The organism is Bifidobacterium myosotis (assembly GCF_002259745.1).
Classification (GTDB): Bacteria; Actinomycetota; Actinomycetes; order Actinomycetales; family Bifidobacteriaceae; genus Bifidobacterium; species Bifidobacterium myosotis.
Map to the genome: position 1 here is coordinate 187,002 of NZ_MWWW01000005.1, position 17,258 is coordinate 204,259.

A 17,258-nucleotide genomic window follows, 5' to 3' on the forward strand; every position below is an offset into this window, starting at 1 on the left:
ATGACCACCATGGACACCGCCTACCGGCAACTGCAGGACGAACTCAAACGCCTCGGCTACGAGCTGCGCATGGAAGGCTTCGGCATCCTCCAGCCCCAAGGCTCCTACGGGGACATCGAACCACCGTACCGGCTCGTCACCCTGCGCGAGATCCCCATCGAACCGTTGCCCGAATGGTCGGCCGACGTGCACCCGCACGACATCACCTACCGGTTCGACGCCACGCGATACCAGCACGACAGCGAACAACGGGACACCATTGACGTGCGCGACTACGAAACATGGACGCGCACCGTATGCGACGAACAACACGTGCAAGGCCGCGTGCTCATCGACATGGACAAAACGGCGGAGGAACGCATCGCCGACCTCGCCACCGCAATCCACTACATCCAATCCGCGAACCCCGCATGCCGCTCCTACCCGGTGGACCGCAAGACCCGACGCAACGAACTGCCCGACCGCACCCGCATCAGCCAGCCGATCGACGACTACCGGGACCCGTGGAGCATCCGGGTCATGGCCGCACGGGAACAGGCCCTCGACACGCTCGCCTCCAAACACGTTCGGGTGTCCAAGGCCCGCGCCGAATCCGACGCGCTCACCGGAGGCGGCCGCGACGCCCGCGCCATCGGTCGAGACGCCATCAACGCCGTCCAAGGCAAAGCCCCGAACATCGACAAACCCATCAGAAAACGCAGGCCGAGCCGATGATCGACGCCCGACATCCGCAGGCCTATGCGCGCGGCATCCTCACCGATGACGCCAGATTCCACACCGACGGCGACGGCAGGACGACGGCAACCCTGACCGTGAACGCCGGCACCATGGACACGCCGCTCATCATCCGCGTGCACGCGGCCGGAGACCATGCGACATACCTGCGCGAACAGAGCGCACTGCAGGGACGACGACTCATCGTCCACGGCATCATCCACGAAGAGGAAAACGCCGACGAAGTGTACATCCTGGCCGACGAGATGGCCCTGCACACCAGCGTCAAGGACACACTCCCGTGAACACGGCGCGAACAATCACGATCATCGATGCAGGCGAGGAAACCGTTGGCACTCCAATCACACGCGGGAACTCGGCCATCTACGATGCGGAAACACCCGTGGGACGCATCCTTGCCGCGATGTGCGACGGAGGCGACACCATCGAGAACCGCCAAGGTCTCACGCGCATCACCAGCGCCGCCGACGCGGGAAACAGACAGCCGGCACTCGGACGCGATAAGCCTTTGCAAGCGGACACCGCCGTCATGCAGCCCGCGGCCGACGATCCGCCATGGACTAGGGAACAGACGCTCACGAACATCCGCGTCCGCGCCGAACACCGCATCAACAGTCGGATTTCGCAAGCGGCCGAAGCATTCGTTGGAGATGACATACGAAGAACCATGACGCAGCACCGCGTCAGCGTGGGAGGAGACAAGGGAAACCAATGAAACGCCTACAGGCCATACTGCCCGCGGCCATGGGACTGCTCACACTGTTCTGGCTGGGCGACAAGATCGGCTACCAGATACGCACCGACCTGGATGAAGGCACGAGCGTGATCGACCTGATGAACAGATTCTGGCTCGACCTGTACCATCCATTCCACCTATCCACGAACCATACCGATTTGCTGTGCGGACTCGCCGCAATGGGAGTCGGCCTGCTGATTTGGGCATACAAGTACACGGCGCGCCTGAACCTGCGCAGCGGCGAGGAACACGGTTCCGCCCACTGGGGCACTCCGAAGGACATCAAACCGTTCATCGACCCCGTGGAATCCCGCAACATTCGATTCACCGCGACCGAACGGCTCTCCATAGACACGCGACGCACCCTGCGCAACCTCAACGCGCTCCTGCTCGGCTCATCAGGCTCCGGCAAAACCCGCTACTACGTCAAACCCAACCTATTGTCCGTGGACATGAACTGGGCCGTCACCGACCCCAAAGGCGAACTCAAACGTGACACGGAACACGCCATGCGCGATCGCGGATACCAAGTCAACACGCTCGACCTCATCCACCTCGACCGGTCCGACCGGTTCAACCCCATGCGCTACATCGACCCCGAAGAACCCCAATCCGCGATCCTGCGTCTGACCGACAACCTCGTCACCAACGCCAACGGAGACCGCAAAACCGGAGACAGCTTCTGGCAGGACGCCGAAAAAGCACTCCTATGCGCCCTCATCGCATGGACCTACTACACCGAAAACAACCCCACCCTCAACCAAGTCACCGACACACTCGACCGAATGGGAGCCAGCGAACAGGACGAAGACAAGGAATACATCATCGATGCGCTCTTTGCCGAAGCCCAAACCGAAATCCACCGCATGCGCGAACACCCCGACGACTACGATGAGGAGACCCGGAGCATGCTCGACGGGCTCGCGTTCGCATGCGCCCAATACAACACGTTCCTCAAAGGCGCCGGCGAAACCAAGAAAAGCATCATCATCACCACCGGCGTCCACCTTTCACCTCTCCAAGTGCGCGAGGTACGCCGGATCCTCGACGGCGACGACATCCGGCTCGAAACCCTCGACCAAGGCAAACGCATCATCTACCTCGAACTGCCCGACACCAACGCCACGTTCTCCTTCATCGCCAGCGTCTTCTACCAATGCCTCTTCGAAACACTCGTGCGCAAAGCCGACGCCAAACCCGACGGCGTGCTCGACCGCGACGTGCACTGCATGCTCGACGAATTCGCCAACATCGGCAAAATCCCCAACTTCGTAAGGCTCATCGCCACCATACGAAGCCGACGCATCAGCTGCAGCATCATCCTCCAGACCGTCAGCCAAGGCAAGAGCCTCTATCGGGATGACTGGGAAACCATTGCCGGCAACTGCGACAGCCAGCTCTTCCTCGGCGGCAACGAACCCAGCACCACCAAATACATCAGCGACCGACTCGGAGACCAGACCATCGACGTCATCGAAACCAGCGAAACCAAAGGCCTCAACGGCAGCTGGACGCGCAGCACCCGTAAGAACGCCCGAAAACTCCTCACCCCGGACGAACTCGGACGCATACCTGCCAACCAGTGCATCTACCTACTCAGAGGCATACCGCCGTTCCTTAGCAATAAGGTTTGTCATCTATAGATGACAAACCCCTCTTTTCACAGGCAGCGTTTTGAATAAAGTGCCAGTATAAATGTGAGGTTCATCACAAAGACGTTGATGAATCCTCAGCGTCTGGTGAAGCCTCGTCGGACGTACACCCTTAAAAGAGAAAGAGTCATCATGAACACCGTCAAGCGCAAGCTTCTTGGCGTTTTCATACCGATGCTGGCTATGGCCTGCTTCGCAACACCGGCAATCGCCGGCAACGTGAGCAGCAGCAGCTGGAGCGGATATGCCAAGAACTGGTCTACCTTCGATACCCCTAACCGGCAGAAGCAGAATAGCTCAGCTTCCTTCGTGCGAGCTGATAATGTATCTGGGAATCGTACCATTAGGGTATGGGCCCTTGGATACAGCAATGATGACGTGTCATCCAGCGTTGAATTCCTGCGCAGCAATAAGAGTGCTCTTGTATCAAATAACGCTTTCAAGAACGGCCCCAAGCAAATTCAGTTGCGTATGCAGAATGTAGAGAACTACATCTCTGCAACGTCTGCGTATGGTGTCTGGAGTCCGGACTCTAACTGATAACGACTAATAACGATGTGGGTGGTGCCACATATTCGGCGTCACCCACATCGTCATTAGAACGATATGGGAGTAGGGAGTAAAGCATGAATAGATTTGTATTCCGTCGGCAGTTGGCGCGAAACGTGTGCAGTGTTCGTTTGCTGGTTGTCGTGGCTATGTCTGTAATGCTGATGGCGGTGCAGTATTGGACCACGTACCACGCGGGGTATCGAATCAGGGAAAGTGCGCCATCGCTCCTGAAGGATGTGATGCTATTCAACCAGTATGGTTCGGCATCCACATTGTATCTGTATTTGCTGCCGTTCTTCGCGGCCCTGATGGGTGGGAGCGTGTGGGCGGTGGAGGAGCGTAGCGGTCGCCTGCTGAACATGCTTCCGCGCGAGGGACGTTCCGCGCTTTTGCATACAAGCATGCTGTCCGGTTTTGTGCTGGGTGGCTTGGGTGGGGTGTTGCCGTTGATCGTCAACCTGTTGGTTTCGGCTGTTCGGACACCACAGTTGTCGTTCATCGAAGGTACATCGGCGGATGAGAATGGCATGATGCTGCCTAAATATGTACTGATTGATTCGTCGTCGTGGGCGTATCCGTTGTACAGGATGAGTCAGCCGTTGCTGATTGCGGTGATCCTGTTGTTGGTGTTTGTCTTGTCGGGTGCGTTCGCCCTGTTGGCGTTGGGCTCGTCCCTGTTCATCCGTCGCAGGCATGTGGAGCTGCTGGTCCCGTTCGTGGCGAGTCTGGTGTGGTGGATGCTGCCCGCGCTGACCGGTGGCCTGGTTCCCGACGAGTGGAGCCAGATCATCTTCCTGAATTTCTCGCATTGGGATGCGCCTGGCACCGCGTGGCGCAATTACTTGGGGATGCTCCTGATGACGGTCGGGATGACGGTCTGCTCGCTGGTGCTCGCGCGGGTGAAGGAGGCCCGCGATGTGCTCTGATCTGTTCCATCCGTTCCGGACCGCGCCACGGGTGATGCGTATCGCAGTGGGGCTGGTGTCCCTGATCGGCGCCGTATGCGCCGTGAGTCTGCTATACGGGGGCTTGGCCCCATCCCTGCACGACGATTACATCGGGTTCATGCGTGTGGGCGCCACTTTGTGCTCGTTGCCGCCGTGTCTGATCGCGGTGGGCGCGGGCAGTGCGAGGTATGGCGCGTTCGAACGGGTGCGCCGCGATCCGAGGAACGAGTTGCGGCACAACCTCGCGTGGCTGACTCTGATGGGCCTGTTGACAGGGGCGTGCTCGGGTGTGGTGTTCGCACTGACCGAGTTCGTCCTGCTCGGCCGGCCGTTCGAGCCGGGCTCGCTGTCGCTGACGGCGATGCTGACGGTGCAGACGGTGATGATGTGCGTGGCCGTGTCGCTGCTGGTGCTGCTGCTGGCGAACTGCGGGCTGCCGTTCTCGCGGACGCTGCCGGTGCTGATTGCCATCCTGCTGTTGGCGAATTGGATGCTGCTGCCGTTGACGGGCGAGGTGACCCGGTACGTGTACTACTTCTGGTATCCGATCAGTCCTTATTGGTCGGATGTGCTCGTCGGGCAGGTGGCGCCGTTCGTCGGCTGGTGTCTGCTGCTCGTCGTCGCGAACGTCGTCGCCTTTGGACACATGGACAGGTTGGAGGCGTGACATGAACGATAGTGGTCGGATGAAGTGGCAGATGGCCCGGTTCCTGCAGTCGCTACATCGGCGCAACGGGTTGCGCGCGATGCTGCTCGTCATCTACGCGGTGGTCGTGTACCGGTTCCTGATCAGCGGTATGGATCCGGGCGTGTTCATCGGCATGTTCCGCTCGTCGGATTCGCCGTTCACTCCGGGGCTGGCGTACAACATGTATGCACTGGTGTACGCTTTGTTCGGTATGGCGATCCCGTTGGAGCAGTTCTCGGAATGGCTCGCCGTGCCCGAGTGCATGGTGTACGTCAGACGCGGCCGGGGACCGGGACGGTTCCTCGCCTACCTGCTCATGATCACCGTGTACTGCGTCGTCTACACCCTGATCCAAGCCGTGGCCCAGCGGATCATGTTCCCGGACGAAGACCCGGTCGCGTTCGCAGGTTCGGCCGTGTGCGCGGCGTGCGTGCTGCTGGCTGCGATGCTGACCGCGAACCTTGGCTACTTGTCGGGGTCGCGCATCGCTGGCTACTTCGTCGTGGTCGTACTGCTGGGACTGCTCATGTCGTTCTCGGAACCGCAGCAGTGGCTGCTCGCCGTCGGTCCGCTTCACGTACCGAACTGGATGCCCGCGGCCATCCTGACGATCCTCATATGCGCCGCGGCGAACCTGATCGCGTTCAATCGGATGCAGATTCTCTGAAGAGGTCGGGATGACGTCGCCAATCGGAAAACCAACCACTTTGTTACCAGCGAAAGGGGAACATCATGTACGTGCAGGTCAGGAACCTCACCAAGACGCTCAAGGGCAGGACCGTCCTCAAAGACGTGAACGCCGACTTCGAACGGGGACGGATATACGGCGTGGTCGGCGCCAACGGCTCCGGCAAGACCATGCTGTTGCGGGCCGTATGCGGATTCATCCGTCCCGACCGCGGGACCGTGACCATCAACGGCAAAACGGTCGAATTCAACCGCAAGCTCCCCGACATGGTCGGTGTGATTATCGAGAACCCCGGATTCATGCCCTCCGAAACCGCAGACGCCAACCTGCGCTATCTCGCCGGCATCAACCATACCTACGACGAGCGGGAGACCACACGGCTGCTGACGTTGTTCGGACTGAACGACCACAGGCACGAGAAGGTCAAGTCGTTCTCCCTGGGCATGCGCCAGAAGCTCGCCATCGTCCAGGCCCTCATGGAGCATCAGCATCTCATCCTGCTCGACGAGCCCACCAACGGCCTTGACGAACACTCCGTGGATATCTTCCTCAATGAGATGAAACGTCAGCGCGACATGGGACGGACCGCCATCATCGCCTCCCACCACAGCGATGAACTCAACCAAATCGCCGACCACCTCTACACCATGACCGACGGCAAACTCGGATGAGCAGTACTATCCCAGCCGGTCGGGGAATGAGGGGGTTGCCGATTGCCCAGGTACGTCCCAAGTGGGATTGCCTCGCGTGACTGGCTGGGATAAACCTTCCGCTGATGGTGCGGGTTGTCGGTTCGATGATTGGGAATCCGATCCTGGATGCGTGGAACCATCCGAACGGCCCGCCTCGGATATTTCCTCGTTCTCTACTACAGCCGTCATGGAATCCCGGACGATTTGCATGACTTCGTTGAGGTCCTGGATGGTTCTGTTATAGACATCAAGATCCTGATGGTCGCGCATCATGAGTCGTGCATGGGTGATCTGCTCATTGAGTCGTGCGCGGGTGTTGTCGTCTCTGACCTTGTTCGCGGATTCTTTGTAGAACCTATCGGCGTCTTCAATGGTTTGGCTCAGTGCGTTCTGTGCGTTGTCGATCTGTTGTTGTTCCTGTGATGCCTTGACCGTGTCAACTGTGTCATGCAGGTTCCTGATCTGGGTTCTGAGCTGGTTATTCGCTCTCCCTATTTCTGCACGAGTGCGATCGAGACGGTCGGCCGTCAGACTCGGATTGCATTTTTCTGTTGAGATCGATGGTTGATATTGCATGATTTTGCCAAGCAGTTCCAAAGACTTGGGATCCCGCACGTCTTTATCCTGGAACTTCGCATATGGTTCCGCCTGTTTCAATGCCTTGTTCCATTCAATCCGCACTATGTCAGATTGCTTGATTGCGTGATTGCATGACGTGAGCGCCGCCTGATGGTCGTAGTTCTTCTTCGCCATGACAAGGCCTGCGGCTGATCCTGCTGCGATGACCAGAACGAGCATGATGCCGGCGATGTGGGTAAAAGGGATATGCCGATGGACGGCCACCTCATCCGTGCTGTCAGCCGATGAATCTTCTGCCAAGGACACATCATCCTTGGCATGTTCCCCTACCCCCATTGGTGTGTCTATCGTCGTTCCCTTCTGTTTGTCAAGCTTGGATACGGGAGTGCTGTTGTTCCGTGCATCGCGAGGCAGCTCATCATCGATGATGGGTGTGATGGGAAGCAGCCGGTGCTTGGGTTTTCCGTCTGTCAACGGTTCCGGTGGAGCCCCAGCGGTTTCAGGGTCTGCAATGGCATGCGCAGCCCACTGGTCGAGTTCCGGCCATGTACTGGGATGATTGCGGATTTGCATGAGGAGATCCCAGTTGGCGGAATCGCTCATAAGATCGGAAAGCTCGCAAGGGTCAAGCTTGGGATTGATGCGGCGCATGCTTCCTTCCTTCCCTCGGGATTAGTGGATGTAAGTGATGCTGGGATTGTTGGCCTGCTCCTTGGTAAGGGTCCTGAGCCATGCGTATGGAAGGCCGCCGCCGGATTCGCTGACGACGATGCTGCCGTCGTCCTTGATTTCCTCGACGATGGCGACGTGTCCGTAATCGGCGCTTGCGCCGAGATAGCCTTTGGCGAAGCTCGCCACGTCGCCGAGCTGTATGCCGCCGCCCGTCGGGTATCCGAATTTTCTGGCGCTTGACGCCCACATCCAGCCGTCGCCCATGTAACCGTCCACAGGTTTGCCGATCTGCAATCGGCGGGCGGCCGCCCACCATGTGCATTGGCCGGTTTCATAGGTGGTGATCTTGCCCACGGGCGTGCCGGTCGCCGCCACATCCACGTTCAGAGTGCCAGACTGCATGACCAACGGTGGCGTGAGCTTGCCGATGGTTCGTCCTGCCGTGGCCGAACAGCCGCCTCCCGCATCAATCGCCGGCTTCACGTTGTCGAGATACCGTTTGGTGATGTTGGGAATATCCGGGTACCTCATGAGGTTGCCTTCGCCCGCGTTATGGGCGATGACCAAAGCCGTCAGGTCGTCAAGCTCGGCGAACGGCATGCCCGGGTGCTTGGCCTTGAGTTGTTTGACGCCTTCCAAGCGGTTTTTCAGATACATGCCGCCGTAATGGGCGTGGACCATGGGCTCGGTGATGCCTTCAGGTGGTGTCTGGTCGGCGCCTTCGGGGTGCACGCCGCGCCATACGCTCCTGTTCATCTGCAGCAATCCCCAGGTTCCTCCGTTGCTGTCGTCGGCATATGCATCCGGTCGGAAACCGGATTCCTGCTTCATGATCGCCGCGATGAAATCCGCGCTCAATCCGCTCGATCGAGCCGCCTCGCTCACCCATGGTTTCGCCTCGTCCGGGACCTCGATCACACTGGCTTCACAACCGCCGTCATCTCCAACGGCAACGGTGGGGATGAACCACAACAGCAGACTGAAGACCATCAGCACCGCCACCGCGCCCAGCAGAAACGGGACACCGACCGCAGCTGATGCCGATGCTGCGATCCCGGCTTTCACCGCCGTTACGGCCCGAGAAACCGTCTGCGTGACTTGTCTCGCAATCTGCGTCGAGGCTCTGGCAGCGGATTTGGCCCCTTGGACGCCCGATCGTACGGTCTTGCCGGAGCGCCTCGCACGTCTGACACGAGCCGAAGCCGTTCTTCCTGCCGCGGCACGTGCCGTCGAACCTCTTGCCGCATGTCTTGTGCGAATAATACCGGTCACGCCGTCGCATATCCGGCTTACGGGGGCCATTGGTGATAATGGGTTGTCGTCCTCGCTGGTCTCCGTCTGTGTCGATTGCGATTCAAGCACGGATCGTGTCGCTTTCACACCACGGTTCAAAGCGCTGACGGTTGTTGTGCCGATCGGGTGCGATGCTTCGGATTCACTGTTCCTGATGATAGTTTGTGGCTGTTTTAGCCCGGCCAGCACGGGCCCATGGGAGAGTCCGCTGACATGACGGACTTTCAAGCCATGAATCGTGCCGTTCGGTCGAACGAGATTGCGTGTGGCGTGGAATGAGTCGGAGGTGACGGGTCTCATTCGGGTTTCCGATCCTCGAATTTCGTGGTATACAACCGATAAAGCAGACTATCGGCATCGATACGCCCATCGAACGGTATGAACGCAGTGCCGCTCTTAGCCATGCCCTGACCGGGCTGCACCCCGGTGAAGAACGCCCGCTGTTCATCGGACAGCTTCAGCAGCTCGCACAAGGCGTCGGCATCCGTGGCGGTCTGGTTCAGCAGCAACAGGAAGTCGCTGTTCGCGAGCATCAGACGCGCATCCTGGTTGGCCAGCAGCTCCTCGATGTTCTGCGTGATGCCGGTGGGGCACAAACCCCATTTACGGGCGCGCTTGTACAGGCGCAGGAAGTATTCGGCCGCATACCGGTTCGAGAACAGCAGATGGAACTCGTCCACCCACAGCCAGGTGCGCCGGCCGAGACGGCGATTCCTGACGACCCGGTTCCATATCTGATCCAGGACGACGAGCATACCGAATGTGCGCAACTCCGCTCCCAGACCGGAAACGTCATAGACCAGGAACCGGCTGGACGTATTCACATCAGTGGCATGGGCGAAGGCGTTCAGACTGCCGGTCGCGTAGATCTCCAATGCTCGCGCGGCATCATGGGCACCTGGCTCATTCAAAGCCGTGAGACGGTCATGCAGGGTGACGAGCGTTGGCATGCCCAGTTCTGGATGCTCCCGCACCTCGCGATACATGCCGATGACCGTACGGTCGATCAGACTGCGCTGCATGCGGTCGATGCCGTCCTGTCCGCCGATCAGCACGCCGAGCATGTTCAGCACGCTCGCACATTTCGACCGTATCGGATCACCCTCGGAATCATCCTCATACTCGATATCCAAAGCGTTGATATGCGCGCGCGACGATTCCCCGATCTCGACTCGCTCGCCGCCAAGACCGGTGCACAACGGCGTGAACTCACGTTCCGGGTCGATGACGATCAGATCATCGTCCGGACGGGTCAGATAGATCTGGGTGATCTCGTTCTTCGCCGCCTGGCTCTTGCCCGACCCGGTCGTACCCAGAACGAATCCGTTGCCGTTCATGCCTTTCGTACGGTCGATGACCACGGGATTGCCGGTGCGGGCGTTCGCCCCATGGAACACCCCGCCCGGCTCGAACAGCTCCTGCGACGTGAACGGCACCAGAATCGCCGCGCTCGACGTGGTCAGCGTGCGACGCATCGGCGGCAGGGGATTCCCCAACGGCAGTACGGCGTTCAGCCCCTCCACCTGCATGTAGGCCAAGGTCTCGGCCACACACGACTGCCCATCGATTGCGGCCGTCACGTCACGAACCGTCTGGTCCAGTTGCTCGCGACTGCCCGCCGACACGTCCACGATCATGAGGGAATCCACCAGACGGTCGCCGTTATGCTCCAGATCATCACGCAGCTCACCCGCCTGAGTCATGGATTCCTGAAGATCATGAGGCAGCATGTCCTCGGGCAGATGCTGTTTGCGGTTCTTGCGCCGCTCGTCGATGGCCTGCATATCCATTTCGGCGATCGTCCGGTTCACGAGCTTCAACCCCTCGGCCTTGCCCCGCGGGGACAGATGGATGCCGACCGTGATATCCGCCTTGATGTCCGTGATGGACGACACTAGTTGATCGCTCAGATAATCCGGGAAGTCACGCACCAACAGACACTGATGCCACACCTCCGCAGTGCCCGAGCTCAACCGGAGCCGACGGCGATCCGACACATCCACGGCGAACGGGGCCACATAATCCTTCGTGGACATGCCATGCGATTTCAGGAAGCCATCCTCGGTGAACGAGAACCGGACACCGTGCCGCAGCATCCCGTGCAATACCGCCAGACGCGACTGCCGGTTCAAGCGGACGCCGACGCAGCCGCCCACCGACCGCAGTTGCGCCGTGGCACGCAACGCGGCACGGTTCAGCAGCGTGACCGCCCGTTCCCCGTCCCGCTCACGCAACGTCAACGTCAGATACTTGTCCGTCACCGCGCCCTGCGAACGCCCGGCGAGACGCCGACGCACATTGCGGTTGAAGTCCCCGCGCAATCCATCCAACGCATCGCTCCGAAGCGACATGGCGATACTGCGCGTCACCTCCTCGGGATCCAGCATGCGCGTGGCGACCGTGATCTGGACTCCCATGTTCTCGCCGATCGAATTCAGGAAACGACCCCACCGGTCCACGACATCCAGCTGCTGATCCTGGGTCGCGACCTGATAATTGATGTCGCTGATCCGCAGCGACACGCTCCACCGGTCGCCGCCAAGGAACACGATGCCATTGGACAGCATCGAATCATAGCCAAGCAACTCCTTCGACGAACGAGGCATGCGACGATTCCCGGACCGCCTGTTCCCGACCTTTCCATGTCGCTTACCGTTGCCTTTGACCGCCTTGCTGCCACTGATGTCAGACATGACGACGTACCTGCCTTCCCCTGATTCGTCTACGGGCCTTCTCTTTCAACGACGGTTTGCCGGGAAACCTCGCGGGAACATAGGGTTCGAGCAGGTAGACCTTCGGACCGAAACGCTGGCGCAGCATGTATCCCAGATACCGTTCAGGCTTCAGCCCTTTCGGACGCCACCAACCCCACAGCGCGAACGGCAGGCAAACCGCAAACAGCAGATACGACCCCAGATCGGACAAGCCCAACGACCAGAACAACGCCGCCTCACCTCCGCCCAGGACGAGCATGCATGCGGCGGCCGCCAGTTGGCGCCAGCTCAGCCCCCACATCACCTTCGCCTCGACATTGGCGATCTCCTTATATACGCGCATCTGCAACATGAAAGAATCCTTTCCCTGATTGGCCCCGGTTGTGGTAGGCGGCTACTCGCCGCCGGCTATGGCCCGGCTGACACGCTGACTCACCGCGATCACGAAGAACAGCAGGATGCCCGCCATCATGAGATTGCCGAAGTTGCCCGTCACCCACGCCACCATGCCCTTGTCCGCGGAATCCGGGATCTTCACGGCATCGACCACGACCCGCTGATAGAACACCAGACAGATGAACACGCACACCGCATTCACCGACGTGCGCGCATACGACTTGAAGAAACCCACGCCGATCGGCTTGGTGTCCTCATGCACCAGAAACGCGAATGGCAACGACTGGAACGCCGTCAACGCATACAATTCGATGAACCGCACATACAGCACCACCGTGAACACCACCGACGCCAACTGGGACAACAGCCACGGGATCACCAGCAGAAAGAACAACGCCGCCTGCCCCATCACCCCGGCATCGCGAATCTGGTCACGCATCAGATCGCCCAGCTGACCGCCGTCGCCCGTCGCCTCATACGACATCTGAGAAGACACTCCCTGCATGAGGAACTGCGTGACCTGATTGAACATCCGAATGAATAGACTGGCGTTCTGCACGGCGATGAACACCAACGCGATCTTGAACATGGTGCCGGCAACGATCTTCACACCTAGATCACGGTCCGACTCGATGCGCGTCGAGTTACGCGCCAGCTCCAACGTGAACATGACCGCGAGCACCACCGATGTCAGAGGCTTGACGGCGACTCCATGCACGTTCACCGCCAACTGGTAAAGAGCGGGATTCCACGTCTCCGGCGCCTGAGATAACAGCCCGGCTGTGATCGAACCGGCGCCTCCGCCGCCGATCATGTTGAGCATGGCTACGATGAAGTCCTCCACGGCAGGCCCCGAATCAGCTCAGCCCAGAGCCACCGCGTTGAAAATCTGCGCAGCCGCGATGATCATGCCTCCACCCACGATCTGCCACAGTCCCGATTGCGTCTGCGGCCCGTTATGATCCTTCAGACCGCCACCGAAGGTAACGGCGCCCCACACCAGCCACAAGCCACCACCGATAGTGGCGAACCTGACGAACAACTGAAGCACCTGATTCAACAAATCCACGACGGCCTCCTCTGACGACGATCAAGGAGCCCGATAGGCAACGGCCTCCGTTGACCTCATCGTCAGGGAAAACCAGCAGGATAGCGGCGGACAGAGGAACCTCGTTGCCCCGCATAGGTATAGGAAGACTGTTTCCCAGTCTGGGCAGTGAAAAGGGAAGGAACAAGCAAAAACTCGCCTCTTCGATTCATAGCGCCACACTCAGCGGAATCAGACCGGAGTGCGAAGTTGGTCGAGCCGTCATCGGCATATGTGCAGCAGCACTGAAGCATCTGTACTTGCCGTTACATATTTGCAGATCTGAAAAAGTCAGAAAAGGAATCCGCAGCGGAAGAATCTTCAGAATGGCGGGCATGTCAGCTGAGATATACCCGCCATCCTATGCATTGCCCCTTTGTCGGGACATGTGCAGTCTACCAGTCATGGGTAAACTTCCACGCCGCCAATGCCGCTAACCATGCCTTCCCGGGTTATGCTGTAGTAAAACTCTTTACTAAAGTTTGCGGGGAGGATGTCATGGCCACGCTCAAGGAGGTCGCGGAACGGGCCGGAGTGTCGCAGAGCACGGTGTCGCGCTTGCTGAACGACCCATCGTTCTCCATCAAGGAGGAGACGCGACGGCGCGTGCTGCGCGTATGCGAGGAGCTGGGATACCGCAACGTGTTCCGTCCCGCGATCGCTGTGCTGGACGCCCCTCCGTCCGGGGAGGAGCTGCAGGACGCATACTTCTCCGATCTGCGGAAGGTCCTTGCGGAGTGTGCGGGGTCGATGGAATTGGACCAGCCCACGTTCATCCGGTCCATACACGAGCTGACGGAACGCGCAGCGGAGTTCGATGGGTTCATCACCGTGGGCGCCACGGTGTTTCCCGAAACAGACCTGCGCGCCCTGCATGCGGCACTCCCACATGGCGTGTGCATCGACACGAATCCGGCACCGCACCTGTTCGACTCCGTACGGCCCGATCTGTCGCAGACGATGCTGGATGCCTTGGACGCGATGATCGCGGCGGGCCGCAGACGCATCGCGTTTCTCGGTGGCGTGGGCAGCATCATGGGCACGCATGACTATCCCGAGGATATCCGCGAACTGTCGTTCCGCCAGTGGGCTGCGCACTTGGGATTGGAAACGGACGGATTAGTGTATTCGTCCGGCACGTTCACCGTGGAGAACGGTTATCGTCTCGCGGAGCAACTGGTGGCCGATCATCGTGAGGCCGGCAGCATGCCCGATGGTCTGATCGTGGCTGCCGACGTGCTCGCGGTGGGGGCGTTGCAGGCGTTGAACGCACTGCGCGTGGCAGTTCCCGACGAGTTGGCCGTGGTGAGTGTGAACAACCAGTCAATCGCCCGGTACACGTCGCCGTCGCTGAGTTCGTATGCGATCGATCAAAGGGAGTTGGCCCGTATGGCGTTCTCCACCTTGATTGATGGGTTGAAGCATGAGCGGCGGGTGCGTCGTCACATCCTGCTGACGACCGAGCTGGTGCCGCGCGCAAGCTTCGTTCCTCAGGCGTAAGACGTCGTCTCGAAGACGGGCGGCACCGGCGTCGATTTTGCTGGAAGGAATTTACTTCACCTGGCGGCCGGCGCACCAGACGTGCCGGGCGGTCCAGTCGGCGGGGTCGAGGAGGTTGAGGTCGGCGGCGTATCCGGGGGCGATGAGGCCGAGCGGGGCTCCGGTAACTGGGTTGGCCTTGTCGAATCCGAAGGCGCGGGCCGGGGTGAGGGTGGCGGCCTCGACGGCGGCGACGGGACTGAAGCCGAGTTCGTTGACCGCGCGCTGGACCGCGACCTCCAGGGTGAGCGTGGAGCCGGCGATGGCGCCGTTGGACACGAGGCGCGCATGCCCGTCGACAACGTTCACGTCCAGCTCGCCGAGCTTGTACGCGCCGTCGGGGCAGTCGGTGGCGGCCATCGCGTCGGTGACGAACGCGATGCGGTGGGGCGCCAGTCCGAAGCCGAGCTTGACCATCGGGTTCTGGACGTGGAAGCCGTCGTTGATGAGCTCGATGGTGACGCGCGGGTCCTCGACCGCGGCCGGGATGGGGCCGGGTTCGCGGTGGTGCAGGCCGTTCATCGCGTTGAACATGTGGGTCATGATGCCGGCGCCCGCGTCGAAGCCGGCCTGGGCGGTGGCGTAGTCGGCGTCGCAGTGTCCGACCGCGGGCACCACGCCGGCGGCAGCGAACTGGCGGATGGCGCCGATGCCGTGCTCCAGTTCGGGGGCGATGGTGATCTGACGGATGCAGCCGAGCTTGCCGGCCGCGGGGTCGGCGCCCGAGGCGTCGAGCATGCGGTCCACGAGTTCGGGCACCGGGTCCTTGAGGCAGTTCGGGTCGTGCGCGCCCTTGCGCTTCAGGGCGAGGAACGGGCCTTCGAGGTGGCAGCCGAGGATGTCGGGGCGGGTGGCCATCTTCTCGCGCACGGTGCGGATGTTGCGGCAGATCACGTCCATCGGGTTGGTGATGAGCGAGAGGACCTGGCGGGTGGTGCCGTGCACCGCGTGGCCAGCGCGGGCCACGTCGATGCCGTTCGGGCCGTCGTCGAAGCTCTTCTCCCAGGCGCCATGGGCGTGGATGTCCACGTAGCCGGGCGTGAGGATGCGGCCGTCCGCATCAATAACCGCACCGTCCGAACCCGATGGAGCGGCCGGGTCGATGCCGACCGTGCGGCAGGCGTGCTCGAACGCCTCCTCGCCGCTGCCGTCCGCCGCCGCGAAACCGGTGGCCACGATCACGCCGCGCGCGTCCGAGACCACCCAATATCCGCTTTGCTCGCCGCGGGCGTCCACCTTGCGAGCCCCGCGGATCGCGACCGGACGGGCCTCGCCCTCCAACGCCGCCGTCACGTGCGCGACGATCTCACTTCTGTCCTGTGTCATGATTTCCTTCCTATATGCGTTCGGGCTCCTTCTTTGCGGAGAAAGAAGGAGCCCGAACCGTTCGATTGCCGTCAGATGCCCTGCCAGGCCGGCTTGTGGGCGAAGGCGTAGCGGTAGTAGTCCTTGTGACGCAGGCGGCTGGCGGCCTCCTCATCCACGATGATCGTGGCGTGCGGGTGCAGCTGCAGCGCGGAGGCCGGGCAGAACGCGCTCACGCCACCCTCGACGGTCTCCTCGATGGCCTCGGCCTTGCCCGAGCCGAACGCAAGCAGCACGAGGTGACGGGCCTTCAGGACCGTGCCGATGCCCTGCGTGATGCAGTGGGTCGGTACCTGGTTGATGTCGTCGTCGAAGAAGCGGGCGTTGTCGATGCGCGTCTGCTCGGCCAGGGTCTTCACGCGCGTGCCGGAGGCGAGCGAGGAGCCGGGCTCGTTGAAACCGATGTGGCCGTCGGTGCCGATGCCGAGGATCTGCACGTCGATGCCGCCCGCGGCCTCGATGGCCGCGTCGTAGGCCGGGCCGGCGGCGGCGATCTTGTCGCCGTCTTCGAGCGGGGCGCCGTTCAGCACGTCGCCGGGCACGTGGACCTTGGCCGGGTCGAGGCCCAGGGGCTCGACGACCGTGCGGTGGATGGTGGAGTGGTAGGACTGCGGGTGGTCGAGCGGCAAGCCCAGGTACTCGTCGAGCGCGAAGCCGCGCACCTTGGAGACGTCGATGTGCTCCTCATGCACGATCTTGGCGAGGGCCTGGTAGGCGGCCAGCGGGCTGGAGCCCGTGGCGAGTCCCAGCACCGCGTCCGGCTTGGCCTTGATGAGGTCCGCCACGCAACGGCCGTAGATCTCGCCGGCCTCCTCCTCGTTCTTGACGATGATCACTTCAGCCATGATTGATTGTCTCTTTTCTGTGGGTGTGTTTTGGGGAATATGCACGGGCGGCGGCATGGTGGTGCATGCCGCCGCCCG

At 60.9% G+C, this 17,258-nt stretch carries 18 protein-coding genes; 10 read left to right on the forward strand and 8 right to left on the reverse strand.

Annotated features, from left to right (window positions below; translation table 11 throughout):
* The 9 genes from BMYO_RS03570 to BMYO_RS03610 all read left to right on the forward strand — a co-directional run bounded on the left by BMYO_RS03570 (position 1) and on the right by BMYO_RS03610 (position 6,669).
* Positions 1–714: a hypothetical protein gene (locus tag BMYO_RS03570; protein WP_094667174.1), complete on the forward strand. Its 714-nt coding sequence runs from the start codon at positions 1–3 to the stop codon at positions 712–714.
* On the forward strand, positions 711–1,019 hold the full coding sequence (locus BMYO_RS03575; RefSeq protein WP_055427658.1) for a hypothetical protein: 309 nt from the start codon (positions 711–713) through the stop codon (positions 1,017–1,019). The genes BMYO_RS03570 and BMYO_RS03575 overlap by 4 nt, the downstream gene beginning before the upstream one ends.
* Positions 1,016–1,450 carry a hypothetical protein gene (locus BMYO_RS03580; protein WP_055427659.1) on the forward strand — a complete coding sequence of 145 codons (435 nt, stop codon included), beginning with the start codon at positions 1,016–1,018 and terminating at the stop codon, positions 1,448–1,450. The genes BMYO_RS03575 and BMYO_RS03580 overlap by 4 nt, the downstream gene beginning before the upstream one ends.
* Positions 1,447–3,114 carry a VirD4-like conjugal transfer protein, CD1115 family gene (locus BMYO_RS03585; protein WP_094667175.1) on the forward strand — a complete coding sequence of 556 codons (1,668 nt, stop codon included), beginning with the start codon at positions 1,447–1,449 and terminating at the stop codon, positions 3,112–3,114. The genes BMYO_RS03580 and BMYO_RS03585 overlap by 4 nt, the downstream gene beginning before the upstream one ends.
* A gap of 141 nt (positions 3,115–3,255) precedes the next feature.
* Entirely contained in the window at positions 3,256–3,663 is a 408-nt protein-coding gene (locus BMYO_RS03590; RefSeq protein WP_211276817.1) for a hypothetical protein, read from the forward strand.
* A 251-nt stretch (positions 3,664–3,914) separates the two neighbouring features.
* Positions 3,915–4,601, forward strand: coding sequence for an ABC transporter permease (locus tag BMYO_RS03595; RefSeq protein ID WP_100495486.1), 687 nt, complete (start codon positions 3,915–3,917; stop codon positions 4,599–4,601).
* Positions 4,591–5,289, forward strand: coding sequence for a hypothetical protein (locus tag BMYO_RS03600; protein ID WP_055427671.1), 699 nt, complete (start codon positions 4,591–4,593; stop codon positions 5,287–5,289). Before BMYO_RS03595 ends, BMYO_RS03600 begins: the two co-directional genes overlap by 11 nt.
* Position 5,290: 1 nt before the next feature.
* Positions 5,291–5,977, forward strand: a complete 687-nt coding sequence (locus BMYO_RS03605) for a hypothetical protein (RefSeq protein WP_094729292.1) — start codon at positions 5,291–5,293, stop codon at positions 5,975–5,977.
* A gap of 65 nt (positions 5,978–6,042) precedes the next feature.
* Complete coding sequence (locus BMYO_RS03610) at positions 6,043–6,669, forward strand: ABC transporter ATP-binding protein (protein ID WP_055427673.1); 627 nt, start codon at positions 6,043–6,045, stop codon at positions 6,667–6,669.
* Positions 6,670–6,675: 6 nt separating this feature from the next.
* Here BMYO_RS03610 and BMYO_RS03615 read toward each other — a convergent pair whose 3' ends face one another.
* From BMYO_RS03615 to BMYO_RS03640, 6 genes are all read right to left on the reverse strand, one after another.
* On the reverse strand, positions 6,676–7,920 hold the full coding sequence (locus BMYO_RS03615; RefSeq protein WP_233428112.1) for a hypothetical protein: 1,245 nt from the start codon (positions 7,918–7,920) through the stop codon (positions 6,676–6,678).
* A gap of 21 nt (positions 7,921–7,941) precedes the next feature.
* On the reverse strand, positions 7,942–9,534 hold the full coding sequence (locus tag BMYO_RS03620; RefSeq protein ID WP_094667177.1) for a CHAP domain-containing protein: 1,593 nt from the start codon (positions 9,532–9,534) through the stop codon (positions 7,942–7,944).
* A complete protein-coding gene (locus BMYO_RS03625; RefSeq protein WP_233428114.1) occupies positions 9,531–11,840 on the reverse strand; it encodes a VirB4-like conjugal transfer ATPase, CD1110 family in 2,310 nt (769 codons plus the stop codon). The genes BMYO_RS03620 and BMYO_RS03625 overlap by 4 nt, the downstream gene beginning before the upstream one ends.
* A 79-nt stretch (positions 11,841–11,919) precedes the next feature.
* Complete coding sequence (locus tag BMYO_RS03630; protein ID WP_055427677.1) at positions 11,920–12,300, reverse strand: PrgI family protein; 381 nt, start codon at positions 12,298–12,300, stop codon at positions 11,920–11,922.
* A 42-nt stretch (positions 12,301–12,342) separates the two neighbouring features.
* Positions 12,343–13,188, reverse strand: coding sequence for a VirB6/TrbL-like conjugal transfer protein, CD1112 family (locus BMYO_RS03635; protein WP_055427678.1), 846 nt, complete (start codon positions 13,186–13,188; stop codon positions 12,343–12,345).
* A gap of 18 nt (positions 13,189–13,206) precedes the next feature.
* Positions 13,207–13,413, reverse strand: a complete 207-nt coding sequence (locus BMYO_RS03640) for a hypothetical protein (protein ID WP_025263185.1) — start codon at positions 13,411–13,413, stop codon at positions 13,207–13,209.
* Between the two features lie 516 nt (positions 13,414–13,929).
* Between BMYO_RS03640 and BMYO_RS03645 the strand changes: the two genes are divergently transcribed.
* Positions 13,930–14,931: a LacI family DNA-binding transcriptional regulator gene (locus tag BMYO_RS03645; RefSeq protein WP_055427679.1), complete on the forward strand. Its 1,002-nt coding sequence runs from the start codon at positions 13,930–13,932 to the stop codon at positions 14,929–14,931.
* Between the two features lie 51 nt (positions 14,932–14,982).
* On the opposite strand, the gene nagA is transcribed toward BMYO_RS03645, so the two are convergent.
* Together nagA and nagB are read right to left on the reverse strand one after the other, a co-directional pair.
* Positions 14,983–16,296: an N-acetylglucosamine-6-phosphate deacetylase gene (nagA, locus tag BMYO_RS03650; RefSeq protein ID WP_055427680.1), complete on the reverse strand. Its 1,314-nt coding sequence runs from the start codon at positions 16,294–16,296 to the stop codon at positions 14,983–14,985.
* A 71-nt stretch (positions 16,297–16,367) separates the two neighbouring features.
* Positions 16,368–17,180 (reverse strand): glucosamine-6-phosphate deaminase, encoded by an 813-nt coding sequence (nagB, locus tag BMYO_RS03655; RefSeq protein WP_055427681.1) that lies wholly within the window; start codon positions 17,178–17,180, stop codon positions 16,368–16,370.
* Between the last annotated feature and the right edge of the window lie 78 nt (positions 17,181–17,258).

What these genes read in the sequence shown, in the direction of transcription:
- BMYO_RS03570 (WP_094667174.1), top strand. Translation starts at nt 1, where the DNA reads ATGACCACCATGGACACCGCCTACCGGCAACTGCAGGACGAACTCAAA.
- BMYO_RS03575 (WP_055427658.1), top strand. Translation starts at nt 711, where the DNA reads ATGATCGACGCCCGACATCCGCAGGCCTATGCGCGCGGCATCCTCACC.
- BMYO_RS03585 (WP_094667175.1), top strand. Translation starts at nt 1,447, where the DNA reads ATGAAACGCCTACAGGCCATACTGCCCGCGGCCATGGGACTGCTCACA.
- BMYO_RS03590 (WP_211276817.1), top strand. Translation starts at nt 3,256, where the DNA reads ATGAACACCGTCAAGCGCAAGCTTCTTGGCGTTTTCATACCGATGCTG.
- BMYO_RS03595 (WP_100495486.1), top strand. Translation starts at nt 3,915, where the DNA reads ATGCTATTCAACCAGTATGGTTCGGCATCCACATTGTATCTGTATTTG.
- BMYO_RS03600 (WP_055427671.1), top strand. Translation starts at nt 4,591, where the DNA reads ATGTGCTCTGATCTGTTCCATCCGTTCCGGACCGCGCCACGGGTGATG.
- BMYO_RS03605 (WP_094729292.1), top strand. Translation starts at nt 5,291, where the DNA reads ATGAACGATAGTGGTCGGATGAAGTGGCAGATGGCCCGGTTCCTGCAG.
- BMYO_RS03610 (WP_055427673.1), top strand. Translation starts at nt 6,043, where the DNA reads ATGTACGTGCAGGTCAGGAACCTCACCAAGACGCTCAAGGGCAGGACC.
- BMYO_RS03615 (WP_233428112.1), bottom strand. Translation starts at nt 7,920, where the DNA reads ATGCGCCGCATCAATCCCAAGCTTGACCCTTGCGAGCTTTCCGATCTT.
- BMYO_RS03620 (WP_094667177.1), bottom strand. Translation starts at nt 9,534, where the DNA reads ATGAGACCCGTCACCTCCGACTCATTCCACGCCACACGCAATCTCGTT.
- BMYO_RS03625 (WP_233428114.1), bottom strand. Translation starts at nt 11,840, where the DNA reads ATGCCTCGTTCGTCGAAGGAGTTGCTTGGCTATGATTCGATGCTGTCC.
- BMYO_RS03630 (WP_055427677.1), bottom strand. Translation starts at nt 12,300, where the DNA reads ATGTTGCAGATGCGCGTATATAAGGAGATCGCCAATGTCGAGGCGAAG.
- BMYO_RS03645 (WP_055427679.1), top strand. Translation starts at nt 13,930, where the DNA reads ATGGCCACGCTCAAGGAGGTCGCGGAACGGGCCGGAGTGTCGCAGAGC.
- nagA (WP_055427680.1), bottom strand. Translation starts at nt 16,296, where the DNA reads ATGACACAGGACAGAAGTGAGATCGTCGCGCACGTGACGGCGGCGTTG.
- nagB (WP_055427681.1), bottom strand. Translation starts at nt 17,180, where the DNA reads ATGGCTGAAGTGATCATCGTCAAGAACGAGGAGGAGGCCGGCGAGATC.